This window comes from Actinosynnema sp. CA-299493 (genome assembly GCF_050946825.1).
Classification (GTDB): domain Bacteria; phylum Actinomycetota; class Actinomycetes; order Mycobacteriales; family Pseudonocardiaceae; genus Actinosynnema.
Genome location: NZ_CP191993.1, coordinates 3,345,315 through 3,371,279 on the forward strand (window position 1 = coordinate 3,345,315; position 25,965 = coordinate 3,371,279).

Sequence of the window (25,965 nt, forward strand, 5' to 3'; positions counted from 1 at the left end):
ACCAGGGACATGAGCGAGGACAGGCGGCGGTGGCCGCTCTCCCCGGGGCAACTGGGGATCTGGTACGGCCAGCGGTTGAACCCCGACAACGTGTTCGTCATGTCGGAGTACCTGGAGATCCACGGCGCGGTGGACGTGGCGCTGTTCGAGGAGGCGTTGCGCCGCACCGTGCTGGAGGCCGAGACCGTCCAGGTCCGGTTCACCGAGGACGCCGACGGCGTGTGGCAGTTCCTCGCCCCCGACCCGCACCTGCGCTTCTTCGACCACACCGACCGCGCCGACCCGGTGGGCGACGCCGTGGCGTGGATGGAGGACGACCTGTACCGGCCGATGGACCTGGAGCGGGGCCCGCTGTCGGTCGACGCCCTGTTCCGGGTCGAGGCCGAGCGGTACCTGTACTACCAGCGCAACCACCACGTCATCGCCGACGGCGTGAGCGGGCGCATCTTCACCGACCGACTGGCCACCGTGTACTCGGCCCTGGCGGCGGGGGAGGACGTGCCCCCCAGCGCGTTCGCCACCCTCCAGCAGTACCTGGACGACGACGCCGCCTACCGCGCCTCCGACGCCTACCGCCGCGACCGGGAGCACTGGCGGACCCGCCTCGCCGACCGGCCCGCGCCCGTCGGCCTCACCTCCGGCACCGCGCCCGCCAGCGCCCGCCCGGCCCGCGCCACCGCGCACGTCGAGCCCGCGTCGATGGCCCGGATGAAGGAGCTCACCCGGGCCAACGCGTCCACCTGGCCGATGGCGCTGACCGCCGCCACCGCCGTCTACCTGCACCTGGTCACGGGCGCGCGCACCACGCCCGTCGGCTTCCCCGTCATGGCGCGCAAGAGCAAGCTGCTGCGCGACACGCCGGGCATGGTCAGCAACATCCTCGCGCTGTTCGTGGACCTCGGCCCGGAGTCCACGTTCGTCGACGTGCTGCGCCGCACCACCGCGGAAGCCCGCACCACGCTCAAGCACCAGCGGTACCGGCAGGAGGACGTGCTGCGGGACCTGGGCCTGGTGCGCGGCGCGGGGCAGCTGGCGAACGTCGTGGTCAACATCATGCCGTTCGACTACAACGTCACCTTCGGCGGACACCCCGTCACGGCGCACAACCTGTCCAACGGCGTGATCGACGACGTGGAGATCACCGCCTACGACCGGTCCGACGGCAACCCCGTGCGGATCGACCTGGACGGCAACGAGTTCCTCTACGGCGAGGAGGAGGTGGCCGGCCACCTGGACCGGCTGCTGCGGTTGCTCGACCGGCTGCTGGCGGAGCCGGACGCGCCGCTGGCGTCGTTCGACCTGCTCGACGCCGTCGAGCTCGACCAGGCGCTGGACGGGTGGAACCGCACCGACGCGCCGTTGGACGACGCGGACGGCGTGGTGCGCCGGGTGCGGGACCACGCCCGCCGCACGCCCGACGCGGTGGCGGTGGTGGACGACGAGGGGCCGACCACCTACGCCGAGCTGGCCGGGCGCGCCGGTGCGCTCACCCGCCGGTTGCGGGAGGCGGGGGTGGAGCGCGGTGACGTGGTCGCGCTGCCCACCGCGCCGGGCCGGGACTTCGTGGTGTCGGTGCTGGCGGTGTTCGGCGCGGGCGCGGCCTACGTGCCGGTGGACTCCGACGCGCCGGTCGCCCGTGGCCGCGCGCTCGTGGCCGACAGCGGCGCACGGCTCGTGCTCGCCTCGCCCGCCGTCGCCTCCTTCGCCGCCGAACTAGGCGCGGACCTGCTGCCGGTGTCCGACGAGGTGGCGGACGAGTGGCCCGAGCCGGTCGGTGCGGGGGACGACCTGGCGTACGTGCTGTTCACGTCCGGGTCGACCGGGAAGCCCAAGGGGGCCATGGTCACCCACCGCGGCATGGTGAACCACCTGCTGACCAAGGTGGAGGACTGCTCCCTGTCCGAAGTGGACACGGTGGTGCAGAACGCGCCCCTCACGTTCGACATCTCCATCTGGCAGATGCTCGCCCCGCTCGTGGTGGGCGGCACGGCCCGGGTCGTCGCACGGGAGTTCGCGGCCGACCCGCGCGCCCTGTTCGACCGGGCCGACGCCGAACGCGTGGCCGTGCTGGAAGTCGTGCCGTCACTGCTGCGCGCCGCACTGGACCTGTGGGACGCGGACGGTGGCCGGCCGGGACTGGCTTCGCTGCGGCTGCTCGTCGCCACGGGCGAGGCGCTGCCCGCCGACCTCTGCGTCCGCTGGCTCGACGCGTTCCCCACCATCCCGCTGATGAACGCCTACGGCCCCACCGAGTGCGCCGACGACGTCACGCACGCCTTCATCACCTCGCCCGACGACGTGGCCGACGGCGTCCCGATCGGCCGCGCGCTGCGCAACACCCGCCTGTACGTGCTGGACGACCGGCTGCGGCCGGTGCCCGTCGGCACACCCGGCGAGCTGTACGTCGGCGGCGAGGGCGTCGGCCGCGGTTACCTCGGCGACCCGGGCCGCACGGGCGCGGTGTTCGTGGCCGACCCGTTCACCCCGCGCCCCGGCCGCCGCATGTACCGCACCGGCGACTACGTGGTGCGCCGCGCGGACGGTTCGCTGGTGTTCCTGGAGCGGCGCGACCACCAGGTGAAGGTCCGGGGTCACCGGATCGAGCTGGGTGAGATCGAGGCGGTGTTCGCCGGGCACGTCGGCGAGGTCGCGGTCGTCGTGCGCGAGGACCGGCCCGGCGACAAGCGGCTCGTCGCGTACGTGACGCCCGCCGACGTGGACCCGACCGCGCTGCGGGCGACGGCCGAGGAGCGGTTGCCGGGCTACATGGTGCCGTCGGCGTTCGTCGCGCTGGCCGCGCTGCCGCTGACGCCCAACGGGAAGCTCGACCGGCACGCCCTGCCCGCGCCCGACGCCGGCGCGACCGGCCGCGCGCCGCGCACGCCACTGGAAGAACTGCTGGTGGCCGTGTTCGCGGACGTGCTCGGTGTCGAGCGGGTCGGCGTGGACGAGGGGTTCTTCGACCTGGGCGGGCACTCGCTGCTCGCCACCCGGCTGATCAGCAAGGTGCGGTCCGCGCTCGGCGTGGAGCTGTCCTTGCGGTCGGTGTTCGACCACCCCACGCCCGCCGGGCTCGCCGAGGTCGTGGACGGCGCCGCCGCCGCCCGCTCACGGCCCGTCGCACGGCCGCGCCCGGACCTCGTGCCGCTGTCGTCCGCCCAGCGCCGCCTGTGGTTCCTGCACGGCATGGACGAGACCGGCGGCACCTACAACGTGCCGCTGCCGCTGCGCCTGACCGGACCGCTCGACCGGGCGGCGCTGCTGGCCGCCCTCGGCGACGTCGTGACGCGCCACGAGCCGCTGCGCACCCGGTACCCCGAGGTGGACGGCGAGCCCGTCCAGCACGTGCTCGACGCGGCCGACGCGGTGCGCCTGCTGCCGGACCACGTCGAGACCGCGGCCGTCGCGGACCCGGCCGAGGAGATGACCGCCGCCACCGGGCACCGCTTCGACCTCGCGCACGGCCTGCCGTGGCGGCTCTGGCTGTTCGAGACCGGCGCGGACGAGCACGTGCTGCTGCTGGTCGTGCACCACATCGCCGCCGACGGCTGGTCGCTCGCGCCGTTGCTGCGCGACCTCGGCGCGGCCTACCGCGCCCGGCACGCGGGCGTCGCGCCGGAGTTCGCGCCGCTGCCGTTGCAGTACGCGGACTACGCGCTGTGGCAGCGGGACGCGCTCGGCGACGAGGATGACCCGGACGGCGTGCTCAGCCGCCAGGTCCGGTTCTGGCGCGACCGGCTCGCCGACCTGCCCGAGGTGCTGGACCTGCCCGCCGATCGGCCGCGCCCGGACGTGCCGTCGCACCGGGGCGCACGCGTGCCGCTGACCGTGTCCGGCGAGGTGTACGGGCGACTGGCCGAGATCGCGCGCGACACGCGCACCAGCGTGTTCATGGTGCTGCACGCGGCCGTGGCGGCGTTGTTGACGCGGTTGGGGGCGGGTGCCGACATCCCGTTGGGGACGGCGGTGGCGGGTCGTTCCGATGAGGTGTTGGACGACCTGGTGGGGTTCTTCGTGAACACGGTGGTGTTGCGGACGGACACCTCGGGCGATCCGACGTTCCGGGAGTTGCTGGAGCGGGTGCGGCAGACGGACCTGGCGGCGTTGGCGCACCAGGACGTGCCGTTCGAGCGGTTGGTGGAGGTGCTGAACCCGCGCCGGTCGTTGGCCCGGCACCCGCTGTTCCAGGTGATGCTGGTGCTCCAGAACACCCCCGACCCGGACGTCGAGCTGCCCGGCCTGGACGTCGCCGTGGCCGACCTGCGCACGGCCGTGGCCAAGTTCGACCTGTGGTTCGACCTCTACGAGACCCGCGACGACAACGGCGCGGTGACCGGTGTCGCCGGGGCGCTGGAGTACGCGCTCGACCTGTTCGACGAGGCGACCGCGCGGCGCCTGGTGACCCGCCTGGGCACGCTCCTCGCGGCCGTCGCCGCCGATCCCGCCACCTCGCTCGGCCGCCTCGACCTGCTCACCGCCGAGGAACGGCACGCCGAGCTCGTCACCTGGAACGACACCGCCCGCCACGTCGACGCCACGTCCCTGGCCGCCCGGTTCGAGGCGCGGGCCGCCGCCACGCCCGACGCGCTCGCCGTGGTGTCCGACACGGGCTCCCTCACCTACGGGCAGCTCGACGCCGAGGCCGACCGGTGGGCGCACCGGCTCGCCGCCGCCGGCGTCGGCGCCGAGACGCCGGTCGCGCTGCTGGTGGACCGGTCGCCAGCGCTGGTGGTCGTGATCCTCGCGGTGCTCAAGGCGGGCGGCTACTACGTGCCGCTGCACGAGTCGTACCCGGTGGAGCGCCTGGACTTCGTGCTCGCCGACCTGGGAGCGCCCGTCCTGGTCACCGACCGGCCCGAGCTGCCTGCCGGGCTGACCGCGCCCGCCCACGTGGTGCGCACCGACGAGCAGCCGCCCGCCGCGGGTCCGCTGCACCGGGCTACGCACCCCGACCAGCTCGCCTACGTCATGCACACGTCCGGCTCCACGGGTGTGCCCAAGGGCGTCGCCGTCACGCACGCGAACGTCGTGGAACTGGCCACCGACCGGCTGTTCACCACGCCCGCGCACGCCCGCGTGCTGCTGCACTCGTCGCACGCCTTCGACGCGGCCACCTACGAGCTGTGGGCGCCGCTGCTCTCCGGCGGCACGCTCGTCGTCGCGCCGCCCGGCGTGCTGGACATCGCCACGCTCGGCCGGGTCGTCGCCGACCACCGCGTCACCGCCCTGTGGCTGACCGCCGGGCTGTTCCGGCTGGTCGCCGAGGAGGCGCCGGCGTGCTTGGCGGGCGTGCGGGAGGTGTGGACCGGTGGTGACGTCGTGCCCGTCGCCGCGGTGGCGCGAGTCCGCGCGCACTGCCCGGGACTGACCGTGGTCGACGGCTACGGCCCCACCGAGACCACGACGTTCGCCACGCGCTTCGCCCTGCGCCCCGGCGAACCCGACCCGGAGGCCATGCCCATCGGCCTGCCGATGGACAACACGCGCGTGCACGTCCTCGACGCCGACCTCGGCCTCACGCCGCCCGGCGCGGTGGGCGAGCTGTACGTGGCGGGCACCGGTCTCGCGCGCGGCTACCTGGGCCGGGCGGGGTTGACCGCCGAGCGGTTCGTGCCCGACCCGTACGGTCCGCCCGGCGACCGCATGTACCGCACCGGCGACCTGGTGCGCCGCCGGCCCGACGGACGGCTGGCGTTCCACGGTCGGGCCGACGACCAGGTCAAGCTGCGGGGTTTCCGGATCGAGCCGGGCGAGGTCGAAGCCGTGCTGGCCCGGCACCCCGACGTGGCGCACGCCGTCGTCGCCGTGCGCGCCGACCACCGCGGTGAACGCCGTCTCGTGGCTTACGTGGTGCCCGGCGCGGGCGTGGCCGTGGACGGGGCGGCGTTGCGCGCCCACGTCGGCGACGCGCTGCCCGCGTACATGGTGCCGTCGGTGGTGGTGGAGCTGGAGTCGTTGCCGCTCAACGGCAACGGCAAGGTGGACCGCCACGCCCTGCCCGCGCCCACCACCGCCACCGCGTCACCGTCACGGGCGGCGCACGGCGTGGAGGAGGTGTTGTGCGGGCTGTTCGCCGACGTGCTCGGGGTGGGGTCGGTCGGCGTGGACGACGGCTTCTTCGACCTCGGCGGCCACTCGTTGCTCGCCATGCGGCTGATCAGCCGGGTGCGCGCGGTGCTGGGCGTGGAGGCGCCGATCCGGGCGGTGTTCGAGCACCCGACGCCCGCCGGCCTGGCCCGGGTCCTGCACGACGCGGCGCCCGCCCGTGCCCGCGTGACCCCGCGACCCCGGCCCGACGTGGTGCCGCTGTCCGCCGCCCAGCAGCGGCTGTGGTTCCTCGACCGGCTGGACGAGGTGGGCGGCATGTACTCCGTGCCGCTGGCCGTGCGGCTCACCGGCGCGTTGGACGACGCCGCGCTGCTCACGGCGGTGGCCGACGTGGTCGTCCGGCACGAGGTGCTGCGGACCGTGTTCCCCGAGGTCGACGGCGCGCCGCGGCAGGCGGTGCTGGACCCGGCGGCGGCTGTCGCGCTGCTCAGCGCCGCGACCAGGCGCGTCGACACCACCGAGGACGAGGTGACCGCCGAGCTGGCCGGCGCGGTGCGGCACAAGTTCGCCCTGGCCGACGACCTGCCCGTAGCCGTCCGGTTGTACCGGCTCGCCGCCGACCACCACGTGCTGCTCCTGCTGCTGCACCACGTGGCCGCCGACGGCTGGTCGCTGGCGCCCTTGCTGCGCGACCTCGGCGTCGCCTACCGCGCCCGGCACGCGGGCGTCGCGCCGGAGTTCGCGCCGCTGCCCGTGCAGTACGCGGACTACACGTTGTGGCAGCACGACGTGCTCGGCTCCGACGACGACGAGCAGAGCGCCTCGCGCGCGCAGCTCGACCACTGGCGTGCCCGGCTGGCCGACCTGCCCGACACGGTGGACCTGCCGACGGACCGGCCGCGTCCCAGCCGACCGGAGAACGCGGGCGGCTCCGTGCCGCTGCGCCTGGACGCCGACGTGCACGCCCGCGTGGCGCGCCTGGCCGCCGAGCACGGCGCCAGCCCGTTCATGGTGCTGCACGCCGCGCTGGCCGCGTTGCTGACCCGGTTGGGCGCGGGCGTCGACATCCCGGTCGGCACGCCCGTGGCCGGTCGGCGTGACGAGGCGTTGGACGACCTGGTCGGGTTCTTCGTCAACACGCTCGTGCTGCGGGTGGACACCTCGGGCGAGCCCGCGTTCGGCGACCTGCTCGACCGGGTGCGCGACGTCGACCTGGCCGCGTTCGCGAACCAGGACGTCCCGTTCGACCGGCTGGTCGAGGAGCTGGCGCCGCAGCGGTCGCTGGCCAGGCACCCGCTGTTCCAGGTGCTGCTGGTGCTGCAGAACAACGCCGACCCGGACCTCGACCTGCCGGGCGTCACGCCGGAGGTCGTCGACCTGCCCGCCGGATCGGCCAAGTTCGACCTGTCGTTCACGCTGGCCGAGCGGCACTCCGGCGGCGAGCCCGCCGGCCTGCGCGGCGAGCTGGAGTACAGCCGGGACGTCTTCGACGAGGACACCGCGCTCCGGATCGCGACCTGGTTCGCCCGGGTCCTGGACCAGGCCACGGCCGAGCCGGCGCGGCGCGTCGGCGAACTGGACCTGCTCGCGCCGGGCGAGGCCGACCACCTGGCCCGGGGCGCGGCCGGTCCGGTGGGCCCGGCGCCCGACCGGACCGTGCTCGACCGGTTCGCCACGACCCACGGCGACCGGACGGCGCTGGTGGCGGGCGAGGTGCGGCTCACCGGGACCGAGGTGGAGCGGCGCGCCAACCGGCTCGCGCACTCGTTGCTGCGGCGCGGCACGGCGGTCGGCGACGTGGTGGCGGTGGTGCTGCCGCGCTCGGTCGACACGGTCGTGGCGCTGCTGGCCGTGCTGAAGGCGGGCGCGGTCTACCTGCCGCTGGACCCGGACCACCCGGCGGAACGGCGGCGCGCCACCCTCGCCGACGCCCGGCCAGCCCTGGTCATCGAGGGCTCGGCCGCCGCCCACACCCTGCCGGACGTGCCGGACACCGCGCCGACCGATGCCGACCGGACCCGGCCGCTGACCGCACGCGACGCCGCCTACGTCATCTACACCTCCGGTTCCACCGGGCGGCCCAAGGGCGTCGTGGTCGAGCACGGCTCCCTGGCCAACCTCCTGCGGCACCACGAAGAGCACGTCTTCGGACCCGTCACCCGCCGCCTCGGCCGTGACCGGGTGCGGGCGGCGCTCACCGCGCCCGTGGCGTTCGACGCGTCGTGGGACCCGGTGCTGTGGATGCTCGCCGGCCACGAGCTGCACGTCATCGGCGACGACGCCCGCCGCGACCCGGACGCCCTCGTGGCACACCTGCGCCGGGAGCGGATCGACGTCATCGAGACCACGCCGTCCTACGTGGACCACCTCGTCGCGCGCGGCCTGCTGGACGGCGCCGAGCGGTACCCGTCGGTGGTGCTGCTCGGCGGCGAGGCGGTGCCCGCCCACCTGTGGGGGACGCTGCGCGGCACGCCCGGACTGGTGGCGCTCAACCTCTACGGGCCGACCGAGTCCACGGTGGACTCGATGATCGCAGACCTGGCCGACCACCCGACGCCGGTCGTCGGCACGCCGGTGCTCAACAGCCGGGCGCACGTCCTCGACGCGTGGCTGCGGCCCGTGCCGGTCGGCGTGCCCGGCGAGCTGTACCTGTCCGGACCGAACGTCGCCCGCGGCTACCTCGACCGGCCCGCGCTCACCGCGCACCGGTTCGTCGCCGACCCGTTCGCCGGTGGCGGCGCGCGCATGTACCGCACCGGCGACCTCGCGCGCCGCCTGTCCGACGGGCACGTGGAGTTCCTCGGCCGGGTCGACAGCCAGGTCAAGGTCCGCGGCTTCCGGGTGGAGCCCGGTGAGGTGGAAGCGGCGCTGCGCCGCCACGACGGCGTGGACGCGTGCGCCGTGCTGCTCCGCCCGGACCACGGCGGGACGCCCCGGCTCGTCGCCTACGTCACCGCCACGCCCGGCGGGCAGCTGGACACCGCGGCCCTGAGGTCCGCGCTGCGCGCCGAGCTGCCCGACTACATGGTGCCGGCCGCCGTCGTGGTGCTGGACGCGCTGCCGTTGAGCCGCAACGGCAAGCTCGACCACGCCGAGCTCCCCGCACCCGCCGCCCCCGACCCGGCACCGCGGTCCGGCGGCACGCGCACCGCACGCGAAGAGGCGCTGTGCGCGGTGTTCGCCGACGTGCTCGGCCTGCCCGACGTCGGGGTGGACGACAGCTTCTTCGACCTCGGCGGCGACAGCATCGGCTCCATCCAGCTCGTCAGCCGCGCCCGCCGGGCGGGCCTGGTGTTCACCCCCCGCGACGTGTTCGAGCGCAAGACCGCGGCCGAACTCGCCCTGGTGGCCGTCGAACCCGCCGACGCGCGCCTCGTCGCCGACCCGACCGGCAGCGGGCCCGCCGTGCTCACGCCGGTCGTGCGCTGGTTCCTCGACAGCGGCGGCACGCTCGACGGCTTCAACCAGGCCCAGCTCGTCGCCGTGCCGGCCGAACTGGGCCGGGACCGGCTGCTGGGCGCGCTCGACGCGCTGCTCGACCACCACGACGCCCTGCGCTCCCGCCTCGCCCGCGACGACGAGGGGGAGTGGGTCTACGAGATCGCCGACCGGGGCGCGGTGCGCGCGGCCGACGTCACCAGCCGCGTGGACGTGACCGGGCTGGACGCCACCGCGCGGGCCGCCGCCGTCCGCGCCGAGGCCGACACCGCGTGGCGACGCCTCGACCCGGCCCGGGGCCTGCTCGTGCGGGCGGTGTGGTTCGACGCCGGCCCCGCGCACCCCGGCGACCTGCTGCTGGTCGTGCACCACCTCGCCGTGGACGGCGTGTCGTGGCGCATCCTGCTGCCCGACCTCGCCCAGGCGTGGCACGCCCTCGCCGCCGGCCGCGAGCCCGTGCTCGAACCGGTGTGGACGTCGTGGCGGCGCTGGTCGCACCTGCTGCACGACGCCGCGCACGACCCGGCGCGCGCCGACCAGCTCCCGTACTGGACCGCCGTCCTGGACGGCCCGGACCCGCTGCTCGGCGCACGGCCCCTCGACCCGGCACGCGACACCGTGGGCACCGCCCGCACCAGCGAAGTCGCCCTCACGGTCGAGGAGACCGCGCCGCTGCTCACGGAGGTGCCCGCCGCGTTCCACGCGGGGGTGGACGACGTGCTGCTGACCGCGCTCGCGCTGGCCGTCGGCCGGTGGCGGGAACGCCGGGGTCGCGGCGCGGAGACCTCCGTGCTGCTCCAGGTCGAGGGCCACGGCCGGGAGGACGTCGTGCCGGACGTGGAGCTGTCCCGCACGGTCGGCTGGTTCACCAGCGTGCACCCGGTGCGGTTGGACCCCGGCCGGGTCTCCTGGCCGGAGCTGCTGGCCGGCGGTCCGGCTGCGGGCACGGCGCTCAAGCGGGTCAAGGAGCAGGTGCGCGAGCTGCCGGAGAAGGGCGTCGGCTACGGCCTGCTGCGCCACCTCAACGCCGACACGGCGGGCAAGCTCGCGGGCCTGGGCGCCCCGCAGATCGCGTTCAACTACCTGGGCCGGGTCGACACCGCCGCGCCCGGCGGCGACCGGCTGTGGCTGCCCGCGCCCGGTTTCACCGCGCCGGTCGGCCACGACGACCTGCCGTTCGTGCACACGATCGAGGTCACGGCCGTCACCGAGGACACCCCGGACGGCCCGCGCCTGGCCGCCACCCTCGCCTGGCCCGCCGACCTGCTCGTCGACACCGAGGCCGACGACCTCGGCACGGCGTGGCGGGAGGCGCTGCGCGGGCTGGTCGAGCACGTCCGGGGCGCGGCGGCGGGTGGGCTCACCCCCTCCGACGTGGACCTGGTCCCGCTCAGCCAGGACGAGCTCGACCTGCTGGCGGACGACGAAGACGACGAAGACGACGAGAGCGAGGACTTGGACCGATGAGCAAGAAGTCCGCAGTCGAGGACGTCCTGCCGCTGTCGTCGTTGCAGGAGGGATTCCTCTTCCACGCCCTGTACGACCGCGACGGCCTGGACGTCTACACCGTGCAGATGGCCACCGAGCTGACCGGCGCGGTGGACGTGCCCGCGCTGCGCGCCGCCGCCGACGCGCTGCTGCGCCGGCACGCGAACCTGCGCGTCGGGTTCCGCCACAAGGGCCTCGACCGGCCCGTGCAGGTGGTGCGCCGCGAGGTGCGCGCGCCGTGGCGCGAGGTCGACCTGACCGGCGCCGCCGACGCGGAGGCCGAGTACGCCGAGCTGGTCGACTCCGAACGCGCCCGCCGCTTCGACATGGCCCGCGCGCCGCTGCTCCGGTTCGTGCTCGTCGTGCTGCCCGGCCAGGTGCACCGGCTGCTGCTGACCATGCACCACATCCTGATGGACGGCTGGTCCACGCCGGTGTTCCTGGACGAGCTGTTCACCCTCTACGAGCACGCGGGCGACGACTCGGCGATGCCCCGCGTCACGCCCTACCGCGACTACCTGGGCTGGCTGAACCGCCAGGACGCGGCCGGCGCGCTGGCCGCCTACGACGACGTGCTCGCGGGCCTCGACGGGCCGACGCTCGTCGGGGCCGCCGCCGACAACGCCTCCGTGGTGCCCGAAGGCGTGCTGGTCGAGCTGGACGACGAGCTGACCGACGCCCTCACCCGCACCTCCCGCGCCCGCGGCTGGACCATGAACACCCTCGCCCAGGGCGCGTGGGGCGTGGTGCTCGGCCGCTACCTCGGCCGCCGCGACGTGGTGTTCGGCGGCACGGTGTCCGGCCGGCCCGCCGAGCTGCCGGGCGTGGAGACGATGCTCGGCCTGTTCATCAACACGCTGCCGGTGCGCGTGTCGTGGACCGGCGGCCAGCCGCTGGGCGACCTGCTGACCGCCGTGCAGGACCGGCAGGCCGGGCTGATCGCGCACCAGCACGTCGGTCTGGCCGACGTGCAGCGCCGCACCGGCCACGGCGAGCTGTTCGACACCACGATGGTGTTCGAAAACTACCCCGTCGACGTCGACACCGCGCCCGTGCTGGGCGGCGGCGTGCGGATCACCGACTTCCAGGCCCGCGACGCCACGCACTACCCGATCAGCCTCGTCGGCCTGCCCGGCGAGCGGCTGGCGTTCCGGCTGGACTTCCGGCCCGACGTGCTGGGCCGGGCGACCGTGGCCCGGATGGGGGAGTGGCTGCGGCTGGTGCTGCGCGCCATCGCCGCCGACCCCGACCGGCCGGTGGACGCCGTCGACCTGCTCGACGCGGCCGAGCGCGATCGCATCCTGGTCGACTGGAACGACACCGACCACGCCGTGGAGCCGCTGCACCTGACCGCGCTGCTCGACCGGCAGGCCGCGGCCACGCCCGACGCGACCGCCGTCGTGCACGGGACCGACGTCCGCACCTACGCCGGGCTGCACGCCGACGCGAACCGCCTGGCCCGCCTGCTGGTCGAGCACGGCGCGGGCCCGGAAGCCCTGGTGGCGGTGGCGCTCCCGCGCGGCGCCCGCCTGGTGACGACCCTGCTCGCGGTGCTCAAGGCGGGCGCGGGCTACCTGCCGCTCGACCCGGACCAGCCCGCCGAGCGGCTCGCCGACATGCTCGGCGAGACCCGGCCCGTGCGGCTGGTCACCGACGCCGCCCTCGCGCCCGGGCTCGCCGCGCTCGACGTGCCGGCGCTGGTCCTGGACGAGCTGGACGACCACGCGTTCTCCGCCGACCCGCTGACCGACGCCGACCGACGCGCGCCGCTGCGGGTGGAGCACGCCGCGTACGTCATCTACACCTCCGGCTCCACCGGCCGTCCCAAGGGCACGCTGGTCGAACACCGCGCGGCGGTGAACTACCTCCAGTGGTCGGTCGACGCCTACCCGTCGGTGCGGTCCGGCGCGTTCCTGCACTCGCCCGTCACGTTCGACCTCACCGTCACGGGCCTGTACGCGCCGCTGATCTCCGGCGGCGCGGTGCACCTGGGCGACCTGGCCGACGACGGCATCGACCCGGCGAGCCCCACCGCCGGGGGTTTCGCGTACCTCAAGGGCACGCCCAGCCACCTGTCCGTGCTGGACGTCCTGCCGGACACCTACTCGCCGACCGCGGAACTCGTCCTCGGCGGCGAGCCGCTGCCCGGCGCGCAGCTCGACGTGTGGCGCGAACGCCACCCGGGCGCACGCGTCGTCAACGAGTACGGCCCCACCGAGACCACGGTCGGCTGCACGTCGCTGGTGATCGAGCCGGGCGACGAGATCCCGGCCGGGGTGCTGTCGCTCGGCCGCCCGCTGTGGAACACGCAGGCGTACGTGCTGGACGACGCGCTGCGCCCGGTGCCGCCCGGCGTGATCGGCGAGCTGTACATCGCGGGCGAGAACCTGGCCCGCGGTTACGTCGCCCGACCCGGCCTCACCTCCGGCCGGTTCGTCGCCAACCCCTACGGGCCGGCCGGCTCGCGCATGTACCGCACCGGCGACCTGGCCCGGTGGGGCGAGCACGGCGACCTGCTGTTCGCCGGCCGCGCCGACGACCAGGTGAAGATCCGCGGCTACCGGGTGGAGCTGGGCGAGATCGAGTCCGTGCTGTCCCGCCACCCCTCGACCGGCCCGGTCGGCGTGGTCGTGCGCGAGGACCAGCCCGGCGACCAGCGGCTCGTCGCCTACGTGGTGCCCGCCGAAGGCCACGACTTCGACCCGGTCGCCCTGCACGCGCACGTCGCCGCCGCCGTGCCGGACTACATGGCGCCCTCGGCGTTCGTGCGGCTCGACGCGTTGCCGCTGACCACCAACGGCAAGTTGGACCGCCGCGCCCTGCCCGCGCCGGACGTGGCCGGCGGCACCGCGACGACCGGCCGCGCGCCGCGCAACTTCACCGAGGAAGTGCTGGTCGGCGTGTTCGCCACGGTCCTCAACCTGCCGTCGGTGGGCGTGGAGGACAGCTTCTTCGACCTCGGCGGCCACTCGCTGCTCGCCACCCGCCTGGTCAGCCGCGTCCGGTCGGTGCTGGACGTGGAGCTGTCCATCCGCTCGGTGTTCGAGGCGCCCACGCCCGCCGCGCTGGCCGCCCTCGCCGAACGCGCCCGGGGCACCCGCCACGACGTGGAGGTGCTGCCCCGCCCGGACGTGCTCCCCCTGTCGCACGCCCAGCGCCGGCTCTGGTTCCTCGACCGACTGGAGGAGGCGGCGGGCCTGTACAACGTGCCGCTGCCGCTGCGCCTGACCGGGCGGTTGGACCGGGACGCCCTCACGGCGGCGTTCCGAGACGTCGTGGCCCGGCACGAGTCGCTGCGCACCACGTTCCCGGAGGTCGACGGCGAACCGCGCCAGCACGTCCTGGACGCGCCCGCCCTGCCGGTCGTGCACGTCGAGGTCGACGAGGACGACCTGCCCGCCGCCCTCGCCGACGCGCTCGACCACCGGTTCGACCTGGCCGCCGAGATCCCCTGCCGGGTGTGGCTGTTCGAGCTCGCGCCCGACGAGCACGTGGTGCTGTTCCTGGTGCACCACATCGCGGGCGACGGCTGGTCGTTGACGCCGTTGCTGCGCGACCTCGGCACGGCCTACCGCGCCCGGCTGGCCGGCTCGGCGCCGGACCTGCCGCCGTTGCCGTTGCAGTACGCGGACTACACGTTGTGGCAGCGGCGCGTGCTCGGGTCCGACGAGGAGGAGGGCAGCGCGCTCGCCGCGCAGGTCGAGTTCTGGCGCACGCGGCTGGCCGGGCTGCCCGAGGTCCTGGAGCTCCCGGCGGACCGGCCGCGCCCGGCGGTGGCGTCGTACCGGGGTGGGCGGGTGCCGTTGCGGCTGGACGCCGACGCGCACGCCAAGCTCGTCGCGCTGGCCCGGCAGACCCGCACGACCGTGTTCATGGTGCTCCAGGCCGCCGTGGCGGCGTTGTTGACGCGGTTGGGCGCGGGTGCCGACATCCCGTTGGGCACGGCGGTGGCGGGTCGTTCCGACGAGGCGTTGGACGACCTGGTGGGGTTCTTCGTCAACACGGTGGTGCTGCGCACCGACACCTCGGGCGATCCGACGTTCAAGGAGTTGCTGGAGCGGGTGCGGCAGACGGACCTGGCGGCGTTGGCGCACCAGGACGTGCCGTTCGAGCGGTTGGTGGAGGTGCTGAACCCGCGCCGGTCGCTGGCCCGGCACCCGCTGTTCCAGGTGATGCTCGTGCTCCAGAACACCCCGGAGGCCGACCTCGACCTGCCGGACCTCGCCATCGACCTCGAAGAGGTGCCCGGCGGCGCGGCCAAGTTCGACCTGCTGCTCGACCTGCGCGAGACCCACGACCAGGCGGGCCGGCCGGCCGGCGTGGAGGGCGACCTCGAACACGCGCTGGACCTGTTCGACGCGCCCACCGCCCGCACCCTCGCGCGGCGGCTCGTGCGGCTGCTGGAGACCGTCGTCGCCGACCCGGCGATCCGCCTGGGCGACGTGGACGTGCTCGACCCCGCCGAACGCGAACGCGTGCTGCACACTTGGAACGACACCGCGCGGCCCGTGCCGGACGCGTTCGTGGAACAGCTCATCGCCCGGCAGGCCGCCCGCACGCCCGACGCGGTCGCCGTCGTCGGCACCGACCGCACGCTCACCTACGCCGAGCTGGACGCCCGCGCCGACCGACTCGCGGCGCTGCTGGTGGCACGCGGGGTGCGGCCGGAGACGCTGGTCGCGGTCTCCCTGCCACGCACGTCGGACGCGGTGGTCGCGTTGCTCGCGGTGCTGCGGGCGGGCGGCGCGTACGTGCCGCTGGACCCCGGCCACCCGGCCGCCCGCATCGCGTTCGTGCTGGAGGACACGCGCCCGGTGTGCGTGATCATCGACGACGCCACCTCGGCGCGGCTGGGCGTGGCCGCCGACCGGCTCGTCCTGCTGGACGACCCGGCCGTCGCCGAACGCCTCACGCGGCCCGTCGCGCCGCCGGTCCCGGACGTGCACGGCGGGTCGCTCGCCTACGTCATCCACACCTCCGGCTCCACCGGCCGGCCCAAGGGCGTGGCCGTGACGCGGCGCGGCATGGCGAACCTCGTCGCCTGGGCCGCCGACCACTTCACCGCCGACGAGCTGTCCTCGGTGCTGCTGTCCACCTCGCTGAACTTCGACGTGTCCGTCTTCGAGCTGTTCACGCCGCTCACCGTCGGCGGACGGGTGGAGGTCGTGGAGAACCTGACCACCCTCGTGGAACGCGGCGGCTGGACCGGCGGGCTGGTCAGCGGCGTGCCCTCGGTGTTCGCCCAGGTCCTCGCGGCCGGGGTGCGGCTGGACGCGCGGGCCGTCGTGCTCGCCGGCGAAGGCCTGCCCGCGAGCGTCTTCAACGACGTGCGCGCCGCCCTGCCCGCCGCCCGGATCGACAACGTCTACGGCCCCACCGAGGCCACCGTCTACACCCTCCAGTGGGGCACCGCGGCGCCCGACCCGCTCGACGGTCCCGCGCCCACCGGCCGTCCGCTGTGGAACACCCGGGCGTACGTCCTGGACGCCGCCCTGCGGCCCGTGCCCCCCGGCACGCCCGGTGAGCTGTACCTGGCGGGCGAGAGCCTGGCCCGGGGGTACGTCGGGCGCGCCGCGCTGACCGCCGAGCGGTTCGTGGCCGACCCGTTCGGCCGGGGCGGGCGGCTCTACCGCACCGGCGACCTCGTGCGCTGGGGCGTGGACGGCCAACTGGAGTACCTGGGCCGCTCCGACGACCAGGTGAAGCTGCGCGGCTTCCGGATCGAGCTCGGCGAGGTCGAGTCCGCGCTGGCCCGGCACGCCGAGGTGGACCGCGCCGCCGTCGTGGTCCGCGAGGACCGGCCGGGGGACAAGCGGCTCGTCGGGTACGTCACGGGCCGCGCCGTCGACCCGGCCGCCGTGCTCGACGCCGTGCGCGCGGCCCTGCCCGCGTACATGGTGCCCGCCGCGCTGGTCGTGCTCGACGAGTTCCCCCTGAACGCCAACGGCAAGCTCGACCGCCGCGCCCTGCCCGCGCCGGACGCCGCCGCGATCGGCGACGCCGCGCCGCGCACCCCGGCCGAAGAGGTGCTGTGCGCGGTGTTCGCCGACGTGCTCGGCCTGGACCGGGTCGGCGTGGACGACGGGTTCTTCGACCTCGGCGGCCACTCCCTGCTCGCGACCCGCCTGGTCGGCCAGGTGCGTGCGGCGATGGGCGTGGAACTGCCGCTGCGCGCGGTGTTCGAGGCGCCGACGCCCGCGATGCTCGCCGCACGCGCCACCACGGCCGGCGTCGCGCGCCGCGGCGTCACCCGCGCCGAACGGCCCGAGGTGGTGCCGCTGTCGTTCGCCCAGCGCCGGCTGTGGTTCCTCGACCGGCTGGAGGACGCCAACGGGATGTACAACATCCCGATCGCGCTGCGCTTGTCCGGTGACCTGGACGTGACCGCGCTGCGCGCCGCGCTCGGCGACGTGCTGGCCCGCCACGAGTCGCTGCGCACCGTCTTCCCCGACTCCGACGGCACGCCGCGCCAGCTCGTGGTGCCCGCCGCCGAGGCCGACGAGATGCTGACCCGGGCGTTCAGCGTGCGCACCACCGACGCGAGCGTGCTGCGGGAACGCCTGGACGACGCGGCGGCGTGCACGTTCGACCTGTCCCGCGAACTGCCGCTCAAGGCGTGGCTGTTCGAGGTGTCGCCCTCGGAGCGCGTGCTGCTGCTGGTGCTGCACCACATCGCGGGCGACGGCTGGTCGTTCACGCCCCTGACCCGCGACCTCGGCCACGCCTACCGCGCCCGCCTCGCCGGACGCGCGCCGGACCTGCCGGAACTGCCCGTCCAGTACGCGGACTACGCGTTGTGGCAGGCCGACGTGCTGGGCGCGGACGACGACCCCGGCTCGGCGGGCACGGCGCAGCTGGAGTTCTGGCGGCGGCAGCTCGACGGTATCCCCGACGCCCTGGAGCTGCCCGCCGACCGCCGCCGGCCCGCCGTCGCCTCCCACCGGGGCGGCCTGGTGCCGTGGCGGGTGGACGCCACCCTGCGCGCCGACCTGCTGACCCTGGCCCGCCGGACCGGCACGAGCCTGTTCATGGTGCTCCAGGCGGCGATCTCGGCGGTGCTGACCCGGCTGGGCGCCGGCGAGGACGTGGTCCTCGGCACGGCCGTGGCGGGCCGCACGGACGCCGCGCTGGAGGACCTGGTCGGCTTCTTCGTCAACACCCTCGTGCTGCGCACCGACACCTCCGGCGACCCCGCGTTCGAGGAGCTGCTCGGCCGCGTCCGGCAGACCGACCTGGCCGCGTTCGCGCACCAGGACCTGCCGTTCGACCGGCTCGTGGACGCGCTCAACCCCGAGCGGTCCGTGGCGCGGCACCCGTTGTTCCAGGTGATGCTGGTGCTCCAGAACGCGCCCGAGCCCGACCTGGAGCTGCCCGGCCTGAGCCTGGACCTGGTCGACCTCGGCGAGGGCCCGGCGAAGTTCGACCTGTCGTTCGACCTGGGGGAGACCGAGGCGGGCATCGAGGGCACCATCCAGTTCGCCGCCGACCTGTTCGACCGCGCCACCGCCGAAGCCCTCGGCGCACGCCTCACCCGCGTCCTGCGCGCCGTCGCCGCCGACGCCACCACCCGCGTGAGCGCCCTGCCGGTGCTCGGCGAGGGCGAACGCGGCATCGTGCTGGACGTGTGGGGCCGCAACCCCTCCCACCGGGAACGCGGCACGGTCGTCGGCCGCTTCCGCGCGCAGGTCGCGAAGACACCGGACGCGGTGGCCCTGGTCGACGGCGACCGCGAGCTGACCTACGCCGAGCTGGACGCCCGCGCCCGCGCGCTCGCCCACCACCTGCTCGACCACGGCGTGCGCGCCGAGACCCGGGTGGCCGTGCTCGCCCGACGCACCGCCGAGCGGACCGTCGCCACCCTCGCCGCGCTCTACGCGGGCGGCGCGTACGTGCCGCTGCACGACGGCAACCCCGTCGAGCGGCACAACCTGATCCTCGCCGACACCGCCGCCGCCGTCCTGCTCACCGACCGCGCCGACCTGCCCGCCGGCCTCGTCGCACCGGCCCACGTCCTGGACCTCACGGCCGGGTCGCCACCCGCGCCCGACACCGACCTGCCGGCGCCGCACCCGGACCAGCTGGCGTACGTCATCCACACCTCCGGCTCCACGGGCGTGCCGAAGGGCGCGGCCGTCACCCACGCCAACGTGGTGGAGCTGGCCACCGACCCGATCTTCACCACGGGCGCGCACCACCGCGTCCTCGTGCACTCCTCCTACGCCTTCGACGCGAGCACGTACGAGATGTGGGTGCCGCTGCTCAACGGCGGCACGTCGATCGTCGACTCCCCGGACGAGGTGGACATCGCCGGCCTGGCCGCCGCGATCCGCCGGCACGACGTGACCGCGCTGTGGCTCACCGCCGGTCTGTTCCGGGTCGTCGCGGAGGAGGCCCCGGAGACCCTGGCGACCCTGCGCGAGGTGTGGACCGGCGGTGACGTGGTCTCCGAGCACGCCGTGGCCGCCGTGCGCCGGGCGTGCCCGGACCTGGTGCTGGTCAACGGCTACGGCCCCACCGAGACCACCACGTTCGCCTCGCGCCACGCGGTGCTGCCCGGCGAGGTGGCCGCGAGCCCGCTGCCCATCGGCGCCCCGATGGCCGGCACCGCGCTGCGCGTCCTGGACCACCGGCTCCAGCCCGTGCCGCCGGGCGTGACGGGCGAGCTGCACGTGGCGGGCGGCAAGCTGGCCCGCGGCTACCTGGCCCGGCCGGGGCTCACCGCCGAGCGGTTCGTGCCCGACCCGCACGGCGCGCCCGGCGACCGCCTGTACCGCACGGGCGACCTGGTCCGCTGGTCCCGCGACGGCAGGCTGGAGTTCGTCGGCCGCACCGACGGCCAGGTGAAGCTGCGCGGCTTCCGGATCGAGCCGGGCGAGGTCGAGGCCGTGCTGACCGGCCGGGCCGGCGTCCGCGGCGCGGCCGTCGTGGTCCGCGAGGACCGGCCCGGTGAACGCCGCCTCGTCGCCTACCTCGTGGGCGACGACGTGGACGTGGCCGAGGCGCGGGCCGTCGCGGTCGCCGCGCTGCCGGACTACTCGGTGCCGTCGGCGTTCGTGGTGCTCCCGGAGCTGCCGCTGACCGTCAACGGCAAGGTCGACCGCCGCGCCCTGCCCGCGCCGCGACGCGAGGCCGCGCCGGTCGCCGTGCCGCGCACGGTCGTGGAAGAGGCCCTGGCGGCTGTGTTCGCCGACGTGCTCGGCGTCGAGCGGGTCGGCGTGGACGACGGGTTCTTCGACCTGGGTGGCGACAGCATCATGTCCATCCAGCTCGTCAGCCGCGCCCGCACCGCCGGCTGGGTGTTCACCCCGCGCGACGTGTTCGAGCTGAAGACCGTCCGCCGCCTCGCCGACGTCGCCGCGCCGTCGGCCGGGCAGGACGACGACGTGGCCGACCCCGACGGCGTGGGCGAGGTGCCGCTGCTGCCGATCGTGGAGTGGCTGCGCGCCGGCGGCGGCCCGGTCGACGGGTTCAACCAGTCGCACGTGGTCGCCACGCCCGCCGGGCTCACCACCGGGCACCTGGTCGACGCCCTGGCCGTCGTGCTGGAGCACCACGACGCCCTGCGCACCCGGCTGCGCCGCGATGACGACGGCTGGGCGCTGGAAGTCCTGCCGCACGGCGCGGTGCGAGCCGAGGAGCAGCTGACCCGGGTCGACGTCGCCGGCCTCGCCGAGGACGAGCTGGCGGCCGTGATCACCGGGCACACCGAGGCCGCCCGCCGCGCCCTGCGGCCCGACGACGCGGTGGTGCTGCGCCTGGTGTGGTTCGACGCCGGGCCCGACGCGCCCGGCCGGCTGCTCGTCCTGGCGCACCACCTGGTCGTGGACGGCGTGTCGTGGCGGATCCTGCTGCCCGACCTCGCCACCGCCGCGACCGCCGCCCGGCTCGGCGTCACGCCCGAGCTGCCGCCGGTGCGCACGTCGTGGCGGCGCTGGGCCACCCGCCTCGCCGAGGTGGCGACCGAACCGCGGTGGGCCGAGCAGCTGCCGCACTGGCTGGCCACCGCCGACACCGCCCAGCCCGCCCTGGGCGCCCGCCCGCTCGACCCGCGCCGCGACACCCTCGCCACGGCGCTGACCACGGTGGTCGAGGTCGACCCGGACGTGACCACGGCGTTGCTGACGACCGCGCCCGCCGCGTTCCGCGTCAGCGTGGACGACGTGCTGCTCACCGGCTTCGGCCTGGCCGTGCGCGAGTGGCTGGCCCGACGCGGCGAACGGCTGCCCGACGGGCTGCTGGTGGACCGCGAGGGCCACGGCAGGCACGAGGACGCGGTCGCGCCGGGCCTCGACCTGTCCCGCACGGTCGGCTGGTTCACCAACCTCTACCCGGTGCGGGTGGACGTGCCGCCGCTGCGGTGGGACGACGTGCTGGCCGCCGGCGAACCCGTGGGCACGGCGCTCAAGCAGGTCAAGGAAGGGCTGCGGGCGGTGCCCGACCACGGCCTCGGCTACGGCCTGCTGCGCCACCTCAACCCGGACACCGCGGGCAAGCTCGCCGCCTGCCCGGCGCCGCAGGTCGGGTTCAACTACCTGGGCCGCACGAGCGTCGGCGCGACCGGCCGCGACTGGACCCCGTTGACCGACGCGGGCGGCGCGGTCGGCGACGACGGGCTGCCGTTCGCCCACGTGCTGGAGGTCAACGCGTTCACCGAGGACGGCGCGGACGGGCCCCGTCTCGTCGCCGCCCTGTCGTGGCCCGCCGCCCTGCTCGACGAACCGGACGTGGCCGCGCTCGGCGGGCTGTGGCGCGACGCCCTGACCGCGCTCGCCGCGCACGCCCGCGACCCGCGCGCCGGCGGCCTCACGCCCTCGGACGTGGCGCTGGTCCCCCTGTCGCAGAAGAACATCGACCGCTTGGAGGCCATGATGAGGAAGGCACGCCGGTGATGGGTGACACGAGCGCACCGCGCATCGAGGACATCCTCCCGTTGGCCCCGTTGCAGCAGGGCCTGCTGTTCCACGCCCTGCACGACACCGACGGCCCCGACTTCTACACCGTGCAGGTGGCCGTCGACCTCTACGGCGAGCTCGGCGCGGACGCGCTGCGCGACGCCGTGGAGGCGCTGGTGCGGCGGCACGCCGGACTGCGGTCGGTGTTCGTCCACGAAGGGCTCGACCAGCCCGTCCAGGTCGTGCTCGACCACGTCGACGTGCCGTGGGAGGTGGTGGACTGCTCGACGCTGCCCGTCGCCGAGGCGGAGGCCCGGTTCGAGGAGCGCTACGACGCCGAACGGCTGCGCCGCTTCGCGCTGCACGAGGACGTGCCGCTGCGGTGCGTGCTGTTCCGGATGCCGTTCAAGGACTTCCGGCTCGCGGTCACCGTGCACCACATCGTGGTCGACGGCTGGTCGCTGCCCGTGCTGCTGGACGAGCTGTTCGAGCTGTACGACCGGCACGGCGACGAGAAGGGCATGGCGCCCGTCGCCCCCTACCGCGAGTACCTGGCGTGGCTCGACGCCCGCGACCACGAGGTGTCCCGCAAGGCGTGGGACGCGGTGTTGCACGGCGTCACCGGACCCACGCTGGTCGGCGGCCCGGGACGGCCGGGCGAGCAGGAGCCGCCCGCGCACGTGCGGGCGAAGCTCGGCGAGGAGCTGACCGGGCGGCTGTCCGAGCTGGCCCGCGAGCGCGGCTGGACGGTCAACACCGTCGTGCAGGCCGCGTGGGGCCTCACGCTCGGCGTGCACACCGGCCGCACCGACGTGGTGTTCGGCGGCACGGTGTCCGGCCGGCCGCCGGAGCTGCCGGGCGTGGAGCGCATGATCGGCCTGTTCATCAACACGCTGCCGGTGCGGGTGAGCTGGTCTCCCGACGACACCGCCGCCGACCTGCTCGACGCGCTCCAGTCGCAGCAGACCGGCCTGCTGGAGCACCAGCACGTCAACCTCGCCGACCTCCAGGGCCGGGTCGGTCGGGGACCGCTGTTCGACACGACCCTGGTGTTCGAGAACTACCCGGCCGGCGGCGACGACAACACCGAGCTGGCCGGCGGCGCCTTCCTGATCGACGTGGAGGCCCGCGACGCCACGCACTACCCGGTGACGCTGGTGGGCGTGCCCGGTCCGGACCTGGCCTTCCGGCTGGACCACCGGCCCGACCTGGTGGACGCCGCCACCGCCCGCCGCCTGGCGGACTGGCTGCTGCGCACCCTGGCGGACCTGGTCGAGCACCCGGACCGGCCGCTGAGCGAGTGCACGCCGCTGGACGGTTCCGACCGCGACCGCGTGCTGCGCGCGTGGAACGACACCGCGACACCGGTCGAGGACGTCACGCTCACCGACCTGCTGGACCGGCAGGCGGCCACCTCGCCGCACGCCACCGCCGTCATCGACCACGACCGCGTGCTGGACTACACCGCGCTGCACGGGTCCGCCGACCGCCTGGCCCGCCGCCTCGTCGCCGCCGGCGCGGGACCGGACGCGCTGGTGGCGGTGTCCTTGCCGCGCTCGGCCGACCTGGTCGTGACGCTGCTGGCCGTGCTGAAGTCCGGCGCGGCCTACCTGCCGCTGGACACCGACCTGCCGGCCCGGCGGCGCGCCGTGCTGCTGGCCGGGGCACGGCCGGTGTGCGTGGTGACGGACGACGCGGCGGCGTTCGACGGCCTGCCGGTGGTGGGGGTGCACGGCGACGACGTGCCGGACGTGACGGCACGCCGGGCCTCGCCCGACGACCTGGCGTACGTCATCCACACCTCCGGCTCCACGGGCACGCCCAAGGGTGTCGGCGTGCCGCACCGGGGCATCGTGAACCGCCTGCTGTGGATGCAGGACCGCTACCGGCTCACCCCGGACGACCGGGTGCTGCTCAAGACGCCGTACACGTTCGACGTGTCGGTGTGGGAGTTCTTCTGGCCCCTTATCACGGGCGCGGCGGTCGTGGTGGCCAAGCCGGACGGGCACCGCGACCCGGCCCACCTGGCGCAGGTGATCAACGACCACGGCGTCACGACCGCCCACTTCGTGCCGTCCATGCTGGACGCCTTCCTGGTGCGGCCGGTGGCGTGCCCGACCTTGCGGCGGGTGGTGTGCAGCGGCGAAGCGCTCCTGCCCGCCACCCGGGACCGGTTCCTGGCCGCGTACTCCGCCGAGCTGCACAACCTCTACGGCCCCACCGAGGCGTCGGTCGACGTCACGTCGTGGCAGTGCGCCGCCGACGACCCGCGCGTGCCCATCGGCAGGCCCGTCTGGAACACCCGCGCGTACGTGCTGGACGCCCGCCTCGCGCCCGTGCCGCCCGGCGCGCCGGGCGAGCTGTACCTGGCGGGCGTGCAACTGGCGCGCGGCTACCTCGGTCGCCCCGGCACCACCGCGACCCGGTTCGTCGCCGACCCGTACGGCCCGCCCGGATCACGCCTGTACCGCACCGGCGACCTGGCGCGCTGGGACGAGGACGGCGCGCTCGTGTACCTGGGCCGTGCCGACGACCAGGTGAAGCTCCGGGGCGTCCGGGTCGAGCTGGGCGAGGTGGAGGCCGCCGTGGCGCGGTGCGCCGGGGTGGCGCACGCGGCCGTCGCGGTGCGCGAGGACGTGCCGGGCGACCAGCGGTTGGCCGCGTACTACGTGCCCGAGCCCGGCGCTTCGCCGGACCCCGACGAGGTGCGCGGGCACGTGGCCGCCGACCTGCCCGCGCACCTCGTGCCCGGCACGTTCACCGTGCTGGAGGAGCTGCCGCTCAACGCCAACGGCAAGCTCGACCGCCGGGCCCTGCCCGCGCCCCGGGGCGTCGCCGCCGGCGGACGCGCGCCGCGCACCCTCGCCGAGGACCTGCTGTGCCGCGTGTTCGCCGAGGTGCTGGGGGTGGACGCGGTCGACCCGGACCGGGGGTTCTTCGCGGCGGGCGGGCACTCGCTGCTGGCCGTGACGCTGGCCGACCGGGTGCGGTCCCGCTTCGACGCCGACGTGACCGTGCGGACGGTGTTCGAGTCGCCCAGCCCGGCCGAGCTGGCCCGCCGCCTCGACGGCGACCCGACCGCGACCGGCGTGGACGCGCTGGGCCCGGTGCTGCCCCTGCGGGTGGGCGGCGACGCGCCGCCGCTGTTCTGCCTGCACCCGGCGTCCGGGCTGAGCTGGTGCTACACCGGGCTGCTCGGCGCGCTCGACCCGGACGTGCCGCTCTACGGCCTCCAGGCCGACCTCGCGGTGTGCGACCCCGGCACGATCGGGCAGCAGGCCGCCCGGTTCGTCGGCCACATCCGCGCCGTCGCGCCGCACGGCCCCTACCGGCTGCTCGGCTGGTCGATGGGCGGGCACCTCGCCCACGAGGCCGCCGTCCTGCTCCAGGAGGAGGGCGAGGAGGTCGAGCTGCTGGCCGTGCTCGACTCCTACCCCCGCGTCGGCACGACACCGCTGACCACCGAGGAGGTCTTCGCCGACGCGTTCGCCGGCACCGGCCTGAGCCCCGAGGACCTGGCCACGCCCGAGGGGCACGCCCGCGCCGTCGCCGTGGTGCGCAACGAGCTCGGCGGCTACGAGCAGACCACCGACGACCTCGCCCGGGCCGTGCTCGACACCTACCTGGCCAACGGCCGCGCGCTGTCCGCCCACGCACCGCGCCGCTTCGACGGCGACCTGCTGTTCTTCCGCGCCACCGACGCCGCCGACCACCCGGAGCGCGACCCGGGCCGGTGGGCGCCCCACGTCACCGGCGCCATCCGCGTGCACGACGTGCCCGCACCCCACGAAGAGATGACTCGTCGAGACGTCCTCGACGAGGTCGCCAGGGCGGTCGACGCCGCCGTGGCGACGCCGCGACCCGAAGGAGACCCGCGATGAGCACCAACCCGTTCGAGGACGAGAACGGCACCTACTTCGTGCTGGTCAACGACGAGAACCAGCACTCCCTCTGGCCGCACTTCATCCCGGTCCCCGACGGCTGGCGCGTGGTGTTCGGCGAGGCGGGCCGCCAGGAGTGCCTGGACCACGTCGAGGCGAACTGGACCGACATGCGCCCCCAGAGCCTCGTCGACGCCATGGGCGCCTGAGCGGACCCG

The 25,965-nt window shown here is 75.4% G+C and carries 4 protein-coding genes; all 4 read left to right on the forward strand.

Annotated features, from left to right (window positions below; all coding sequences use genetic code 11):
- Nucleotides 1-9: 9 nt before the first annotated feature.
- The 4 genes from ACQPYE_RS15510 to ACQPYE_RS15525 are packed head-to-tail and all read left to right on the forward strand — an operon-like array spanning nt 10 to nt 25,956.
- Nucleotides 10-10,953 (forward strand): amino acid adenylation domain-containing protein, encoded by a 10,944-nt coding sequence (locus ACQPYE_RS15510; protein ID WP_498721939.1) that lies wholly within the window; start codon nt 10-12, stop codon nt 10,951-10,953.
- Nucleotides 10,950-21,863 (forward strand): non-ribosomal peptide synthetase, encoded by a 10,914-nt coding sequence (locus ACQPYE_RS15515; protein WP_498721941.1) that lies wholly within the window; start codon nt 10,950-10,952, stop codon nt 21,861-21,863. Before ACQPYE_RS15510 ends, ACQPYE_RS15515 begins: the two co-directional genes overlap by 4 nt.
- Nucleotides 21,863-25,747: an amino acid adenylation domain-containing protein gene (locus tag ACQPYE_RS15520; RefSeq protein WP_498721943.1), complete on the forward strand. Its 3,885-nt coding sequence runs from the start codon at nt 21,863-21,865 to the stop codon at nt 25,745-25,747. Before ACQPYE_RS15515 ends, ACQPYE_RS15520 begins: the two co-directional genes overlap by 1 nt.
- Nucleotides 25,744-25,956 (forward strand): MbtH family protein, encoded by a 213-nt coding sequence (locus ACQPYE_RS15525; RefSeq protein WP_498721944.1) that lies wholly within the window; start codon nt 25,744-25,746, stop codon nt 25,954-25,956. The genes ACQPYE_RS15520 and ACQPYE_RS15525 overlap by 4 nt, the downstream gene beginning before the upstream one ends.
- The last annotated feature ends 9 nt before the right edge of the window (nt 25,957-25,965 follow it).